The following is a 16,163-nucleotide window of genomic DNA, read 5'->3' on the forward strand; positions in this document are numbered from 1 at the left end:
AAACATGCGTCAGGGGGTGTAAAACAACGTAAAGTCATGGATTAGCGGGCCTTGATGACGTAATTTCTGCCTCGGAGGTATTTAAACAATGAATAAAATCCTGTTAGTAGATGATGACCGGGAGCTCACCTCCCTGTTAAAAGAGCTGCTCGATATGGAAGGTTTTAATGTGCTTGTTGCCCATGACGGGGAACAGGCACTGGCCCTTCTTGACGACAGCGTCGATTTACTTTTGCTTGATGTGATGATGCCGAAGAAAAACGGTATCGATACGCTCAAAGAGTTGCGTCAGACACACCAGACCCCGGTTATCATGCTAACGGCCCGCGGCAGCGAGCTGGATCGCGTTCTTGGCCTTGAGCTGGGCGCGGATGATTATTTGCCTAAGCCGTTCAACGATCGCGAGCTGGTGGCGCGTATACGCGCTATTCTGCGCCGTTCCCACTGGAGCGAGCAGCAGCAAGTGACCGAAGCCGGTTCGCCGACGCTGGAAGTGGATGCCCTAAGCCTTAACCCGGGTCGCCAGGAAGCCAGCTTCGATGGACAGACTCTGGAACTGACTGGCACCGAGTTCACTCTGCTCTACCTGCTGGCGCAGCATCTCGGCCAGGTCGTGTCGCGTGAGCACTTGAGCCAGGAAGTACTGGGCAAACGTCTAACGCCATTTGACCGCGCTATCGATATGCACATATCCAACTTGCGGCGTAAGCTGCCAGAGCGCAAAGACGGCCATCCGTGGTTTAAAACTCTGCGCGGACGCGGCTATCTGATGGTATCGGCTTCATGATTGGAAGTTTAACCGCACGCATCTTCGCTATTTTCTGGCTCACGCTGGCATTGGTGTTGATGCTGGTTCTGATGCTGCCCAAGCTGGACTCGCGCCAGATGACCGAGCTGCTGGAGAGCGAGCAACGTCAGGGCATCATGATTGAACAACACGTCGAGGCCGAGCTGGCGAACGATCCGCCGAACGACCTGATGTGGTGGCGTCGTCTGTTTCGTGCCATCGATAAGTGGGCTCCGCCGGGCCAGCGCTTGCTGCTGGTGACCAGCGAAGGACGCGTTATCGGTGCTGAACGCAACGAGATGCAGATCATCCGCAACTTTATCGGCCAGGCGGATAACGCCGACCATCCGCAGAAAAAGCGCTATGGTCGTCTGGAAATGGTCGGGCCCTTTTCCGTGCGGGATGGCGAAGATAACTACCAGCTCTATCTGATCCGCCCTGCCAACACGTCGCAATCAGACTTTATCAACCTGCTCTTTGACCGGCCGTTATTGCTGCTGATCGTTACGATGTTAGTCAGCGCCCCGTTGCTGCTATGGCTCGCATGGAGTCTGGCTAAGCCCGCGCGTAAGCTGAAAAACGCCGCCGATGAAGTCGCCCAGGGCAACTTGCGTCAACATCCTGAACTGGAAGCCGGCCCGCAGGAGTTTTTAGCCGCCGGGACCAGCTTTAACCAGATGGTGACCGCGCTGGAACGCATGATGACCAGCCAGCATCGTCTGCTGTCCGACATCTCCCACGAGCTGCGCACGCCGTTGACGCGCCTGCAGTTAGGCACCGCATTGCTGCGCCGCCGCAGTGGGGAGAGCAAAGAACTGGAGCGCATCGAAATGGAAGCGCACCGGCTGGACAGCATGATCAACGATCTACTGGTGATGTCGCGTAATCAGGCTAACAACGCGTTGGTCAGCGAGACGGTAAAAGCTAATCAGCTTTGGGGTGAAGTGCTGGATAACGCCGCATTTGAAGCCGAGCAGGTAGGGAAATCGTTCACTGTGGAGTATCCGCCAGGGCCGTGGCCGCTGTACGGTAACCCCAATGCGCTGGAAAGCGCGCTGGAAAACATCGTGCGTAACGCGTTGCGCTACTCGCATACGAAGATTTCAGTGAGCTTCTCGGTGGATAAAGACGGGATTACGGTGAACGTCGATGACGATGGTCCGGGCGTCAGTCCGGAAGATCGCGAACAGATTTTCCGTCCGTTTTACCGGACCGACGAGGCGCGCGATCGCGAGTCTGGCGGTACCGGCCTGGGGCTGGCGATTGTTGAAGCTGCGGTTCAACAGCATCGCGGTTGGGTGAAAGCCGACGACAGCCCGCTGGGCGGCTTGCGCTTAACCATCTGGCTGCCGCTATACAAACGCACCTGACGAGTTTCTCCCGGCTGCAGAGTAGCAAGGATAGGTAGCCCGGACAGGTGCGCCAGCACCGCCTCCGGGAAATTATGCCACCCTGCGCTATGCTCCCGGGGGCGGCGCCAGGCGCCTGCCCGGGCTACGGTTCACCGCCGCCATCCGGGGAATCATTTCCCCCACAATCTCCTGGAATTGTCTTCGATCTGCCCGCTTAAACGCCGTTTCTGCATGGTACGGCTCCAGCTCACTGACAGCCCCGCCGCCGATAGCAGGCGGTGGTACTGTTCATCATCAAACGGCATAGACCAGGCGATCGCGCCAGCCTCGTGCACGCTAACATCGCTTAGTCGGGAAACCAGCTCCAGCGGCTCATCGCCGGATACCTGCCCACCCGCTACGACACGATACAGCCAGCCGGTTTTACCGCTGTTTTGCATCAGCTGCGCCATATCGCTAACAGCAAAGTGATAGTTGAGTTTGAAACACGGTGAACGCGGCTGCGTCACCTGAATCAGCGCCTCTCCCCAACGGAAGATATCGCCAATAAAGACGTTTTGCTCCGTCAGCCCCTCGGTCGAGAGGTTCTCACCAAACGCCGGGGCGCAGAACAGGTCCGCCTGCTGAGGCAGCTCGCGAGCCCAGTGGGAATAATGTTCACGCGGATAGTGGCACAGCGCGCGGTCCGGCCCGCCGTGAATTTTCTTCTCCGCCTGCTCATCGCCCTCAAGGCCGAGATCGCCGAGGGTTAATTCACCATCGACCTGAATTTTGCTTATTGCGCTCGGGCGGCTGCCGGGATAGTCGCGAATGCGCCCAATGTAGACATTTAGCGGATAGTGCATCTGCTGCTCCTTGCTGCGGACATAAAAAAGCGAGCCATCAGACTCGCTTCTCACTCAGCACAATGCAACCTTATTTTTTGGCGGCAAAACGCGCTGCGGCTTCGTCCCAGTTAACCACGTCCCAGAACGCTTTGATGTAGTCCGGGCGACGGTTCTGGAATTTCAGGTAGTAAGCGTGTTCCCACACGTCCAGACCCACAATTGGGAAACCGGAAGCGCCGGAGATAGCTTCGCCCATCAGCGGGGAATCCTGGTTCGCTGTAGAAACTACAGCCAGCTTATCGCCTTTGAGCACCAGCCACGCCCAACCGGAGCCGAAACGGGTAGCAGCCGCTTTTTCAAATTCCGCTTTGAAGTTATCAACGGAACCGAAATCGCGCTCGATAGCCGCTTTCAGGTCGCCCTGCAGCGTAGTACCGGTTTTCAGGCCTTTCCAGAACAGGCTGTGGTTAGCATGGCCGCCAGCGTTGTTACGCAGAACGGTTTTTTTGTCAGCCGGCAGTTGATCCAGTTTGGTGATCAGTTCTTCAGCAGACAGGCTAGCGAATTCCGGCAGGCTTTCCAGCGCAGCGTTGGCATTGTTAACGTAGGCCTGGTGGTGTTTAGTGTGATGGATTTCCATCGTCTGCTTGTCAAAATGCGGTTCCAGGGCGTCATAAGCGTACGGCAGGGCTGGCAGTGTATAACTCATAATCATCTCCATTATTGTCGAGCGGCGGAAGGTGTTAATGCCGCGTAAGCAGTTGGTTCATTATAGTTAATTAAATGATATTGAAAACGCTTATCAATGCCGTATTTTTAATAAGGTTATAACAGACGGTTATACACGTGGTTTTGTGATGTAGAACAACGAATTAAGCTTCTGGTTGCCAAAGAAGGATGTTATGTGGCAACAGGCTGAAGGCAGTAAAACTGACCGATTTTTACACTCATCGGGTCGGAAAATGATTTATCCGATAAAAAATAGATGAGGATAGAATCAATGAATCACGCGATTACGATGGGTATTTTTTGGCATTTGATAGGTGCGGCCAGTGCAGCCTGTTTCTATGCCCCGTTCAAGAAAGTTAAACATTGGTCCTGGGAAACCATGTGGTCTATCGGCGGGATTGTCTCATGGCTGATACTCCCCTGGGCCATCAGCGCCATGCTGCTCCCTGATTTTTGGGCCTACTACGGCTCCTTTAATGCCTCCACGCTCCTGCCGGTGTTCCTGTTCGGCGCAATGTGGGGTATCGGCAATATCAACTACGGCTTGACCATGCGCTATCTCGGCATGTCGATGGGGATCGGTATCGCCATTGGCATTACGTTGATTGTCGGCACGCTAATGACCCCAATCCTCAACGGTCAATTCGATGTCTTAATTAACACTAAAGGCGGCCAAATGACGCTGCTCGGCGTGCTGGTTGCGGTGATTGGCGTGGGGATAGTCACTCGCGCAGGCCAGCTCAAAGAGCGCAAAATGGGCATCAAAGCCGAAGACTTCAACCTGAAAAAGGGGCTGGTACTGGCGGTAATGTGCGGCATTTTCTCGGCCGGCATGTCCTTTGCGATGAACGCCGCAAAACCGATGCATGAAGCCGCCGCCGCGCTCGGCGTTGACCCACTCTACACCGCGCTGCCAAGCTACGTGGTGATTATGGGCGGCGGTGCGCTGGTCAACCTCGGCTTCTGCTTTATTCGCCTGGCCAAAGTGAAAAACTTGTCGATCAAAGCCGACTTCTCGCTGGCGAAGCCGCTCATCATCAGCAATATCCTGCTTTCCGCATTAGGCGGCCTGATGTGGTACCTGCAGTTCTTCTTCTACGCCTGGGGCCACGCCAGCATTCCGGCACAGTACGACTACATGAGCTGGATGCTGCATATGAGCTTCTATGTCTTGTGCGGCGGGCTGGTTGGCCTGGTGCTGAAAGAGTGGAAAAACGCTGGCCGTCGCCCGGTTGGCGTACTGAGCCTCGGCTGCGTGGTGATTATCATCGCTGCAAACATCGTCGGCCTGGGGATGGCGAACTAGCTTCATCAGGCGGCAGTGCGATTGTGCTGCCGCTTCAAGCGATAACTTGAAACACAGTTCCTAATAAAAATCACCTGCGTTTTACCTTTATAGAATCCGAAAAAAACTGCATTTTGATCTCCTCCTCATTTACCCCGTCACGATTGCCACTTTTAGCGCATCGTGGCAATAAACCAAAGGTCTTATAGCTGATAACCGCGTAATTTCGCCCTCAGAATTCATTGATAGCGAGGACAAAATGAAATTAATACGGATATTTGGGATGCTTTTGGCCAGTCTGCTGTTGCTGCCTCAAGGAGCGCAAGCGGAGACGATTCTGCGCCTGGCTTATGCGGAAAACAGCCAGCCGGTAAAAGATGCATTACGTTTTCTTGGTCAACAAATTGAGGACAAAACCCACGGTGAAGTGAAAGTTATGTACTTCCCGGACGGCCAACTTGGCGGTGAACGCGAGCTGGTTGAGCTTACCCAGGTTGGCGTGGTGGATATTACCAAAGTCTCTTCCGGCCTTATGGAAAGCTTCTCGCCGATGTACGGCGTGTTCTCATTACCTTACCTGTTTGCCAACCCGCAAGAGTATTACAAAGTGATGGACGATCCTCTGGTGATGCAGGAAGTCTATCAATCTACCGCCGCCCAGGGATTTATAGGCGTCGGCTGGTTCGACTCCGGCGCACGCAACTTCTACATGAGCAAAGGACCGATCCGCAACCTCGACGATCTGAAGGGAAAAAAGATCCGCGTTATGCAGAGCGAAACCGCCATTAAAACACTCAAACTTTTGGGAGCCTCACCCATCGCCATGAGTCAGGCGGAAGTTTATACCTCTCTGCAACAGGGTATTCTGGATGGCGCAGAAAACAACGAATTCGCCCTCACCATTGCCCGACACGGAGAAGTTGCCCGTTATTACACCTACGATATGCATACCCGTATTCCCGATATTTTATTGATGAGTTCATTGACGCTGAAAAAGTTGACGCCAGAGCAACAAAAAGTCATTGGCGAGGCGATAAAAGCATCAATTGAATTTGAAAAAATGGCCTGGGATGCGGAGATCGAAAAGACGAAACAGTCGGCAGTCAACGATTTCAAGGTCGAATTTTTCGATGTGGATCAGAAGCCTTTTCAACAAGCAGTGCAGCCTATTTATGACGAGTTAAAAACTCGCGCAGAGCTGTACTCGCTTTATCAAAAAATTCAATCCGCTAAATCCAGATAATTATGGGAAATGTTATGGAAAACTTCAGAAAAGGACTCGACAGGCTGCTCGAAATTGTCTGTTGTCTGGTACTGACCATTATGGTGGTGGTGTCGTGCTGGCAGGTTATTAGCCGCTATCTTGTGGGACGTCCCAGTACCATTACCGAAGAGCTGCTGCGTTTTATGCTGGTTTGGATTTCCATGCTCGGCATGGCCTATGTTGCCGGTAAACAGCAGCACATCAGTCTGACTCTGCTGATCGATAAGGTCTCGGCAAACGTGCGCCACTGGTGGACTATCGTTTTGCAATTAACATTCATGGCGTTCTCTGCGTGGATACTGATTATTGGCGGACTGAAAATTTCCGCTATCTCCATGCTTCAGGTATCCCCGGCGCTGGGAATTCCAATGGGCAAAGTTTATTACGCACTTCCCATAGCGGGCGTTTTGATCATTATTTACAGCTTAATGAACATCTTCGACACACTACGCGCCATCCGTGCCTCCTCATTGCTCGTGGAGAATCATCATGATTGATCCAATTTCCGCCTCCCTGACATTACTTGGTGTGTTCATTGTCTTACTCGCGATGGGCGCGCCCATTGGGATCTGTATCGTTATTGCCTCCTGCAGTACGATGATGTTGGTCTTACCGTTCGATATTTCAATGTTCGCCACCGCGCAGAAAATGTTCTCCAGTCTCGATAGTTTCGCGCTGCTGGCAGTCCCATTTTTTGTTCTTTCTGGCGTCATTATGAATAGCGGCGGAATCGCCACTCGCTTGGTCAACTTCGCTAAACTCTTCACCGGTCGTCTGCCTGGCTCATTAACTTATACCAACATCGTCGGTAATATGATGTTCGGCGCTATTTCCGGCTCAGCAATCGCCGCGTCCACCTCAATCGGTGGCGTCATGGTGCCGATGAGCGCGAAAGAAGGCTATAGCCGCGCCTTTGCTTCCGCGGCCAATATCGCCTCCGCACCAACCGGGATGCTGATCCCGCCAACCACCGCTTTTATTCTCTATGCACTGGCCAGCGGCGGGACGTCGATCGCCGCGTTATTCGCCGGGGGTATGGTCGCGGGGGTGTTATGGGGGGTCGGTTGCATGATCGTCACCTGGGTTGTGGCGAAAAGAAATAACTACCGCGTATTTTTTACCGTTCAGAAGGGTATGGCGCTAAAGGTTACTCTTGAAGCAGTACCAAGCCTGTTGCTGATCGTGATTATTGTCGGCGGAATCGTGCAGGGTATTTTTACCGCAATTGAAGCATCGGCAATTGCGGTGGTCTACACATTGTTACTGACCCTGTGCTACCGGACGCTATCCCTGAAAGATATGCCAACCATACTGATTCAAACGGTAGTGATGACTGGGGTGATTATGTTCCTGCTGGCTACCTCATCAGCCATGTCCTTCTCTATGTCGATAACCAATATTCCAACCGCTCTCAGCCAGATGATTCTGGGTATATCTGAAAGCAAAGAGGTTATTTTGCTGGTGGTCACCGTCTTCCTGCTGATCATCGGTGCGTTTATGGATATTGGCCCGGCAATTCTGATTTTTACCCCGATTCTGCTGCCGATTATGGTCAAACTTGGCGTCGACCCGGTACACTTCGGTATCATCATGATCTATAACCTGGCTATCGGTACTATCACACCCCCGGTGGGTAGTGGATTATATGTCGGGGCCAGCGTCGGTAAAGTGAAGGTTGAAGAAGTCATTAAGCCGCTCATCCCTTTTTATATCTCCATCGTTGGTATTCTTTTACTCATTACTTACCTGCCAGAAATAACATTATTCCTGCCGCGTCTACTGGGCGTAATGTAATATAACGCGTAAGCAAAACCATCCGCCTTCTGTCGAAGGCGGCTTTATTTTTTAATAAGAAAAAAACGGCCATCAATCACTGATGGCCGAAAAGAAGGGAAAATAAATAATGTAACTCAAAAAATCAGAAAGTATAACCAATACCCACGCGGAAACGTGTCTGTCGTTCATCTGTTGTACTGCGTACCGAAACATTACCGACTTCTATAAATGGAGACCACTGTTCGATAATATATGCCGTACGGAAATTCATCTCATAGTTATCCTTGCCGTTATTAAATTGGTTATATTTGTCCGCTCTTTTATAAATCCCTTCCAGCGTCCAGTCGAAATTATTCCATTTATATCCAGCCCAGGCATCCATACGATTAACAGTATCATCCTCACGAGAATCAGAAGAGCGACGAACATATTCGAAACGATAGCGAGCACCTAACCACCAGCTCTCATTAAGGGTCCAGGTTGCTCGCAGGTAAGGTTTATAGTTGGAGTAGCCGTTTCCTGTTTCCAGAACAAACCCAGGCTGCCAGGCAACATCTCCCGCTTTAAACTGATAGCTGGCGGTATATTCGTTACCCTGAGTCTCCATATCATTGAAAGCTCTATCGGCATCATCACCAGACTTTGAAATAGCCTCAATGGCAAAACCAAAACCATTATTAAATCGATGTGATATGTAAGCACGGTCATAGTTAGCCTTGCTATCATCAAGATATTCATGACGTACATCTACATATACAGCATGAGCACTACTTACAGTAAGAGGTAGCAGTAATAAAAGCGCTTTTTTCATAAAAATATCCATATAAAATTTGCAGAGAAGTATTTAAATCAAAGCTCAACAAATAAGATAATCAATACAAAACGATGTTTCAATATCAGTTATTTTTTTAATGATAAAATGCGATTAGGCTCAAGGTTACATAATTTAATATTCTTACACCATAAGCATAAAATATAAAAAGAGCGCTTTGATATTTATCCGATAAATATTAAAAGAGTTAAATTAAATTTAACTCTATGATTTTGAAGGATTATAAAAATTCATAATACAACCAAATCATGTATTTGATAAATAAATAAAAAGAAGAACTTCTCATTATTGCCAGCTTTGTTAACTCCATGTCCATTAATAGAAGGTTTTCTTTAGAATTATATGCACACAAAAAATAATAAAGTATTTAAAAAGAAAGCAAAGAAGGTAATGGGAGAAAAAAGTGACGAGAGCTAAGAATGGTATTTACAGTACCGCCGCTCGACTGCGCTGCCGCCACTGCCCAGGCGTCATGCCAATCTCACGGTTAAACACCACCGAAAAGTAGTTACTGTCTTCAAAGCCGCACTGCATCGCCACTTCGCCAATCAGTCGTTCCGTATGCTGTAACAGATACTGAGCGTGGCAAATCCGCAGCTGGCGCAAATAGTGGTTGATGGTCATTCCCGTCTGCTGACGAAACTGCTGGCGTAGCGCGCGTTCACTGCACCCTTCCCGCTCACAAAATTTATCCAGAAAAAAAGGCCGGTTCAGGCTACCCGCCAGTTCGGTAAGCAGCTTATCGAGCAGAGCCTCGCTCTGAGTTGCCGCCAGATTATCGGTGGCATAGCGATAACGCTGGAGGATAAGCACCAGTTGAGCAAACAGCAGTTCGGCCATATCATTGGCCTGCGCATCGCTACGGCTACTCTCGTGCTCAAGTTGGGTAATCACCTGCCGGACCTGAGCCATGCCGCTGCTGCCAATTCGCCAGTGCGGGACCCACGGCGTACCGAACAGGCCGGGAATATGTGCCGCCCAGTCAAAATTAAGCCGTAACCGGTCCGGGCAATAAATGACGTTTTGCAGGACGAGATCGTTCACCGAGGCGTAGGAGTGTTTGTCTTCGGCGCGGATATAGAACAAATCGCCGCGGGTTATGCGCCACGGGCGATCGTTAAGGACGTGCAGGCCGTTTCCCCGCCACACCAGCACCAGTTCACAAAATTCATGAGTGTGTTCGGCGAAGACGTTTTGCGGATAGCGATCCGCCACCGCCACCGCCTGAGCGGGGGAAGCAAAAAATTCATTTTTGCGAAGAATCAACTGACCTGCCACTCATCAACTCCAGACGCGAAAAAACGAATCATTATTCGCGTTTATGCCTGTTAATACGTTGACTGCTCTCGCGTTACTGAAGAATCGCGTCGCGCCCCTGGCGAATATCGCGCGGGGACCAGTCAAACTCCCGGCGAAAAAGCGTCGAAAAGTGGTTACTATCGCCAAAACCACAGCGATACGCGATATCCGTCACGCTATCATCGCTATGTCGTAGCAGATGGCGGGCTTTCATCAACCGCACCCGGTTCAGATAGCGTTGCGGCGTCAGGCCAGTTTGCTGTTTTAACTGGCGGTGCAGAGTGCGCAGGGACAGCGAAAACTGCGCCGCCACCTCTTCCCAGCAGACATCTTCGGCAAAATGATCTTCCAGCCAGGCCATCAGGTGATTCAACCGCGCATCGTTATCGGCGATTCCTTCAGCAAGGCTGCTTTTACGCAGTAGCACCAGCAACTGCATAAAGAAAATCTCGCGGCTGGCGATGGAATGCATGTCCAAATCCGCACCAACGTTTTCCATCTGGCCAACAATCTGGCGAACCTGCTGCAACGCGCTTTGGTTAACTCGCCAGTGTGAGAGGTAATTCCCCTCCTGCTCCTGCGGCAGCAGTTCGTGCAGACCGGACAAAAAACGAAACGCGTCCGGCGCGCGATAAAGCACATTGGTCAGGCATAAATTATCCGTGTGCTCGTAGAGATGGCGATCGTGATCGCGAATAAAACAGACCGACCCGCCGCTGATGGTGTAGGGCTGACCGTTGAAAACATGAATTCCCGTACCGTGTTCGACGATAACAATTTCATGAAAATCATGATGATGCTCAGGAAAGGCCGATTGCGGGAGCCGCGGTTCAATGGCAACAGCAGAAACGCCGGACTTGAAGAAATCCACACTGTGCAACATGGTCATAGCCGCTCCTCGAAATGAGAAAAATTATCAATCAGTGGTGCAAATAGTAATTAAGGGTCGGCAATCCGGCCTTCAATTTTTGACTACAAAGTTCGTAAAGCCTGCCGCTTTTTCAAGAAATGACGGGAAAGATCGGGAACTGCGGACAACATCACATCCCTCAGTGAGCCACTGATCAAACGAAACTGTGACCTCCCTCACGGTCACCTTTGCTTTCTTGCCAGCGGCGAATTTTCCCTGTCAGTAACAAGAAGGTGAGTCAGGCGCAACTTTTTTAGACTGCTTGCAATGATTTTCACAAGGATCTTCCCATGAGTTTTCGTCATTGTGTTGCGGTTGATTTAGGCGCCTCCAGCGGGCGGGTGATGCTCGCCAGTTATGAACCCGGGCAGCAAACGCTGGCGCTGCGCGAAATTCACCGCTTTACCAATAGCCTACAGAAGGTAGATGGCTTCGACTGCTGGGATATCGATAGCCTGGAAAATGAAATTCGCTGCGGCCTGGTGAAAGTATGCGAACAGGGCATCCTGATCGATAGCATCGGCATTGATACCTGGGGCGTGGATTATGTCCTGCTGGATAAACAGGGCCAGCGAGTCGGCCTGCCGGTTTCCTATCGCGACTCCCGCACTCAGGGCCTGATGCGCCATGCCGAAGAGCAGATGGGACGTGCAGATATCTATCGCCGCAGCGGTATTCAGTTTCTGCCGTTTAACACCCTTTATCAGCTTCGCGCGCTGGTTGAACAGCAGCCGGAGCTGGTCAGCCAGGCCGCGCACGCGCTGCTGATCCCGGACTACCTTAGCTTTCGCCTGACCGGCAAAATGAACTGGGAATACACCAACGCCACCACCACACAGCTGGTCAATATCAATAGCGATAACTGGGATGAAGAGCTGCTGAACTGGACCGGCGCGCCGCGCGAATGGTTCGGTACGCCGACGCACCCGGGCAACGTTATCGGCCACTGGATTTGCCCGCAGGGAAATCATATTCCGGTAGTTGCCGTCGCCAGCCACGATACCGCCAGCGCGGTTATCGCCTCGCCGTTAGCCAACAAAAACGCCGCTTATCTCTCTTCCGGCACCTGGTCGCTAATGGGCTTTGAAAGCAAAACCCCCTGCACCAGCGATGAGGCGCTAAAGGCCAACATCACCAACGAAGGCGGGGCTGAAGGTCGCTATCGGGTACTGAAAAATATTATGGGCCTGTGGCTGCTCCAGCGGGTGCTGAAAGAGCAAAACGTCGGTGACCTGTCGGAGCTGATCGCCCGCACCGCGGCGCTCCCAGCCTGCCGTTTCGTTATTGATTGCAACGACGACCGCTTTATCAACCCCGACAACATGAGCGCTGAAATTCAGGCCGCCTGCCGCGAATCCGGGCAGCCGGTTCCTGCCAGCGATGCCGAACTGGCGCGCTGCATTTTCGACAGCTTAGCGCTGCTCTACGCCCGAGTACTCAACGAACTGTCGGCGCTTCGCGACCAGCCATTCAGTCAGTTGCATATCGTCGGCGGCGGCTGCCAGAACGAACTGCTTAACCAGCTGTGCGCCGATGCCTGCGGCATCACCGTGGTCGCTGGCCCCATTGAGGCCTCCACGCTAGGCAACATCGGCATCCAGTTAATGACCCTCGACGAGCTGCATAACGTCGATGAATTCCGTCAGGTGGTGAGGCAAAACTACGCCCTCACCACCTTTACCCCTAATCCTGAAAGTGAAATTGCCCGCTTCGTCGCGCAGTTTCAGCCACAACAGACCAAGGAGCTTTGCGCATGACCACTCAACTTGAACAAGCCTGGGAAATTGCCAAACAGCGCTACGCCAGTATCGGCGTGGACGTCGAGGAGGCCTTGCGCCAGCTGGACCGCCTGCCTGTTTCCATGCACTGCTGGCAGGGCGATGACGTCGTCGGTTTTGAAAACCCGGAAGGGAGCCTGACCGGCGGTATTCAGGCCACCGGTAACTATCCGGGCAAAGCGCGTAACGCCACCGAACTGCGCGCTGACCTTGAGCAGGCGCTGAGCCTGATTCCGGGGCCAAAACGCCTGAACCTGCACGCGCTCTATCTGGAATCCGAAACGCCGGTACCGCGTAATGAAATCAAACCGGAGCACTTTAAAAACTGGGTCGAGTGGGCGAAAGCCAACAAGCTGGGGCTGGATTTTAACCCCTCCTGCTTCTCGCACCCACTGAGCGCCGACGGCTTTACGCTGTCGCACGCCAACGATGAAATCCGCCAGTTCTGGATCGATCACTGCAAGGCCAGCCGCAGCGTTTCCGCGTATTTCGGCGAGCAGCTGGGCACGCCGTCGGTGATGAATATCTGGATCCCTGACGGCATGAAAGATATCACCGTTGACCGTTTCGCTCCGCGTCAGCGTCTGCTGAATGCGCTTGATGAAGTGATCAGTGAAAAATTCAACCCAGCGCATCACATCGACGCCGTGGAGAGCAAGCTGTTCGGTATTGGCGCAGAGAGCTACACCGTCGGCTCCAATGAGTTCTATATGGGTTACGCCACCAGCCGCCAGACCGCCCTGTGCCTGGATGCCGGCCACTTCCACCCGACGGAAGTGATCTCCGACAAAATATCCGCCGCGATGCTCTATATCCCACGCTTGCTGCTGCACGTCAGCCGCCCGGTACGCTGGGACAGCGACCACGTGGTGCTGCTGGATGACGAAACTCAGGCCATCGCCAGCGAAATTATCCGTCACGATCTGTTCGACCGCGTGCATATCGGCCTCGATTTCTTCGATGCCTCGATCAACCGCATCGCGGCATGGGTGATTGGTACCCGCAATATGAAGAAAGCGCTGCTGCGCGCTCTGCTGGAGCCGACCGCACAGCTGCGCCAGCTGGAACTCGATGGCGATTACACCGCCCGTCTGGCGCTGCTGGAAGAGCAGAAATGTCTGCCGTGGCAGGCCATCTGGGAGATGTACTGCCAGCGTCACGATACGCCAGCAGGCAGCCAGTGGCTGGATAACGTCCGGGCTTACGAGAATGCAGTTCTGAGCCAGCGCGGGTAAACACTGGACTTTCCCCGGGTCGCGGCTGACGGCTTACCCGGGGACTCGCACGTATTTACGGTGAGGGGCTAACCCCGCACCGAATTAACAGGAAACACAAGACTATGCAGACCATTACTGACTCCTGGTTCGTCCAGGGCATGATTAAAGCCACTTCCGACGCCTGGCTGAAAGGCTGGGACGAGCGCAACGGCGGCAATCTGACGCTGCGCCTCGATGAAGCGGATATCGAACCTTATGCAGCGGATTTCCACGCTAAACCGCGCTATATCGCCCTGAGCCAGCCGATGCCGACGCTGGCTAACCAGCCGTTTATCGTGACCGGTTCCGGCAAATTCTTCCGCAACGTCCAGCTCGACCCGGCCGCTAACCTCGGCGCAGTAAAAGTCGACAGCGACGGCGCGGGATACCATATTCTGTGGGGCCTGACTCACGATGCGGTACCGACCTCCGAGCTGCCAGCGCACTTCCTGTCGCACAGCGAGCGCATCAAGCTAACCAACGGCAAAGATCGGGTGATCATGCATTGCCATGCCACCAACCTGATCGCCCTGACCTACGTGCTGGAAAACAACAGCGATCTGTTCACCCGCAAACTGTGGGAAGGCAGCACCGAATGCCTGGTGGTATTCCCGGACGGCGTCGGCATTTTACCGTGGATGGTGCCGGGCACTGACGAAATCGGCCAGGCCACCGCCGAGGCCATGCAGCAACACTCGCTGGTGCTATGGCCGTTCCACGGCGTCTTCGGCAGTGGCCCTAATCTGGACGAAACCTTCGGCCTGATCGACACCGCCGAGAAATCTGCCGAAGTGCTGGTGAAAGTCTATTCAATGGGCGGTATGAAACAAACCATCACCCGTGAAGAGCTGGTCGCCCTTGGCAAACGCTTCAATGTTCAACCAATGCAGTCCGCGTTAGACCTTTATCAATAACAACATCGCGCCCCGCTCACCGAGACGGGGCGAAACATCACCTGCAAACCCTACAAAACTGACTCATGTGGAGTAAAAGCAATGAAAATAAAGACAAGCTTGATCCTCACCGTTGCCGCCATGGCGTTGTCCGGTTCCGCTTTAGCTGAAGTTAAAATTGCCCTCGTGGCAAAATCATTGGGAAATGGATTCTTCGAAGCAGCGAACGTCGGCGCGCAGGAGGCGGCCAAAGAGTTAGGCGATGTAAAAGTTATCTATACCGGCCCGACCACCACCACGGCCGAAGCGCAGATCGAAGTGCTGAATGGATTGATCGCCCAGGGGGTGGATGCGATCGCGATTTCTGCTAACGATCCCGACGCCGTGGTGCCGGTGCTGAAAAAAGCGATGCAGCGCGGCATTAAAGTGGTCTCCTGGGACTCCGGCGTCGCGCCTGCGGGCCGCCAGATCCACCTGAATCCGTCCAACAACGCCTTGATTGGCGAAACCAACGTCAAGCTCGCCGCCGATGCGCTGAAAGCACTGAACGTTGAAAAAGGCGATGTGGCGATTTTAAGCGCCACGCCCACCTCTACTAACCAGAACATCTGGATTGCGGAGATGAAAAAGGTGCTGCCGCAGTACCCGTCCGTCAATCTGGTGACCGTCGCCTACGGTGACGATCTGTCCGATAAAAGCTATCGCGAAGCGGTGGGCCTGCTGAAGTCATATCCGGACCTGAAAGTGATCGTCTCGCCTTCATCTGTGGGGATCGTTGCCGCCGCACAGGCGGTGAAGGACCAGGGCAAAATCGGCAAGGTGTACGTGACCGGGCTGGGGCTGCCGTCGGAAATGGCCGGGGCGATTAAGTCCGGCGCCAGCAAAAGCTTCGCCATCTGGAACCCGATTGACCTCGGCTACGCCGCCACTTACCTGGCGGATGATTTAGTCAAAGGCACGGCGACCAAAACCGAAGCCAATATGGGCAGGCTGGGCAAAGTGAATCTGGATGCCGACGGTAACGGCGCGATGGCCGAACCGTTCGTCTACGATGCCGGCAACATCGATAAGTTCTCGAAGATTTTCTAATCCCTGCTCCCTCACCCCGGCCCTCTCCCAAAGGGAGGGGCGCTAACCATTCCCTCGCCCCCTTGGGGAGAGGGTTAGGGTGAGGG

15 protein-coding genes are annotated in these 16,163 nt (G+C 53.1%); 10 read left to right on the forward strand and 5 right to left on the reverse strand.

The features are described 5' to 3' along the window. Positions 1-88 precede the first annotated feature (88 nt). A complete protein-coding gene (gene cpxR / locus DA718_RS28885; protein WP_110276144.1) occupies positions 89-787 on the forward strand; it encodes an envelope stress response regulator transcription factor CpxR in 699 nt (232 codons plus the stop codon). After that, positions 784-2,157 carry an envelope stress sensor histidine kinase CpxA gene (gene cpxA / locus DA718_RS28890; RefSeq protein ID WP_112216335.1) on the forward strand — a complete coding sequence of 458 codons (1,374 nt, stop codon included), beginning with the start codon at positions 784-786 and terminating at the stop codon, positions 2,155-2,157. Before cpxR ends, cpxA begins: the two co-directional genes overlap by 4 nt. Positions 2,158-2,309: 152 nt before the next feature. Here cpxA and yiiM read toward each other — a convergent pair whose 3' ends face one another. Next, positions 2,310-2,984 carry a 6-hydroxyaminopurine reductase gene (gene yiiM, locus DA718_RS28895; protein WP_112216334.1) on the reverse strand — a complete coding sequence of 225 codons (675 nt, stop codon included), beginning with the start codon at positions 2,982-2,984 and terminating at the stop codon, positions 2,310-2,312. Positions 2,985-3,054: 70 nt separating this feature from the next. Beyond that, entirely contained in the window at positions 3,055-3,675 is a 621-nt protein-coding gene (sodA, locus tag DA718_RS28900; RefSeq protein WP_110276139.1) for a superoxide dismutase [Mn], read from the reverse strand. A gap of 291 nt (positions 3,676-3,966) precedes the next feature. Here sodA and rhaT point away from each other — a divergent pair, with 291 nt between their 5' ends. The 4 genes from rhaT to DA718_RS28920 all read left to right on the forward strand — a co-directional run bounded on the left by rhaT (position 3,967) and on the right by DA718_RS28920 (position 8,038). Continuing rightward, positions 3,967-5,001: an L-rhamnose/proton symporter RhaT gene (rhaT, locus tag DA718_RS28905; RefSeq protein ID WP_110276138.1), complete on the forward strand. Its 1,035-nt coding sequence runs from the start codon at positions 3,967-3,969 to the stop codon at positions 4,999-5,001. A 262-nt stretch (positions 5,002-5,263) separates the two neighbouring features. Then, entirely contained in the window at positions 5,264-6,223 is a 960-nt protein-coding gene (locus tag DA718_RS28910) for a TRAP transporter substrate-binding protein (protein ID WP_376767684.1), read from the forward strand. 14 nt (positions 6,224-6,237) lie between these two features. Continuing rightward, positions 6,238-6,741: a TRAP transporter small permease gene (locus DA718_RS28915; RefSeq protein WP_112216332.1), complete on the forward strand. Its 504-nt coding sequence runs from the start codon at positions 6,238-6,240 to the stop codon at positions 6,739-6,741. Next, positions 6,734-8,038, forward strand: coding sequence for a TRAP transporter large permease (locus DA718_RS28920; RefSeq protein WP_112216331.1), 1,305 nt, complete (start codon positions 6,734-6,736; stop codon positions 8,036-8,038). The genes DA718_RS28915 and DA718_RS28920 overlap by 8 nt, the downstream gene beginning before the upstream one ends. 124 nt (positions 8,039-8,162) lie before the next feature. On the opposite strand, the gene DA718_RS28925 is transcribed toward DA718_RS28920, so the two are convergent. From DA718_RS28925 to rhaS (DA718_RS28935), 3 genes are all read right to left on the reverse strand, one after another. Further along, the gene (locus tag DA718_RS28925; protein WP_456077643.1) at positions 8,163-8,831 is read right to left on the reverse strand and encodes an oligogalacturonate-specific porin KdgM family protein; all 669 of its coding nucleotides are present in this window, start codon (positions 8,829-8,831) and stop codon (positions 8,163-8,165) included. Between the two features lie 447 nt (positions 8,832-9,278). Further along, positions 9,279-10,130, reverse strand: a complete 852-nt coding sequence (gene rhaR, locus DA718_RS28930; RefSeq protein WP_112216329.1) for an HTH-type transcriptional activator RhaR — start codon at positions 10,128-10,130, stop codon at positions 9,279-9,281. A gap of 73 nt (positions 10,131-10,203) precedes the next feature. Next, positions 10,204-11,040: an HTH-type transcriptional activator RhaS gene (gene rhaS / locus DA718_RS28935; protein WP_112216328.1), complete on the reverse strand. Its 837-nt coding sequence runs from the start codon at positions 11,038-11,040 to the stop codon at positions 10,204-10,206. Positions 11,041-11,351: 311 nt separating this feature from the next. Here rhaS (DA718_RS28935) and rhaB point away from each other — a divergent pair, with 311 nt between their 5' ends. The 4 genes from rhaB (at position 11,352) to rhaS (DA718_RS28960) (ending at position 16,077) form a co-directional block, all read left to right on the forward strand. Next, positions 11,352-12,818: a rhamnulokinase gene (rhaB, locus tag DA718_RS28945; RefSeq protein WP_112216327.1), complete on the forward strand. Its 1,467-nt coding sequence runs from the start codon at positions 11,352-11,354 to the stop codon at positions 12,816-12,818. Then, positions 12,815-14,074: an L-rhamnose isomerase gene (rhaA, locus tag DA718_RS28950; RefSeq protein ID WP_112216326.1), complete on the forward strand. Its 1,260-nt coding sequence runs from the start codon at positions 12,815-12,817 to the stop codon at positions 14,072-14,074. Before rhaB ends, rhaA begins: the two co-directional genes overlap by 4 nt. A gap of 104 nt (positions 14,075-14,178) precedes the next feature. Beyond that, positions 14,179-15,009, forward strand: coding sequence for a rhamnulose-1-phosphate aldolase (gene rhaD / locus DA718_RS28955; RefSeq protein ID WP_112216325.1), 831 nt, complete (start codon positions 14,179-14,181; stop codon positions 15,007-15,009). A gap of 81 nt (positions 15,010-15,090) precedes the next feature. After that, positions 15,091-16,077: a rhamnose ABC transporter substrate-binding protein gene (rhaS, locus tag DA718_RS28960; protein WP_112216324.1), complete on the forward strand. Its 987-nt coding sequence runs from the start codon at positions 15,091-15,093 to the stop codon at positions 16,075-16,077. Positions 16,078-16,163: the final 86 nt, after the last annotated feature.

The sequence above is a fragment of the Klebsiella huaxiensis genome (assembly GCF_003261575.2).
In the GTDB taxonomy this organism is placed as follows: Bacteria; Pseudomonadota; Gammaproteobacteria; order Enterobacterales; family Enterobacteriaceae; genus Klebsiella; species Klebsiella huaxiensis.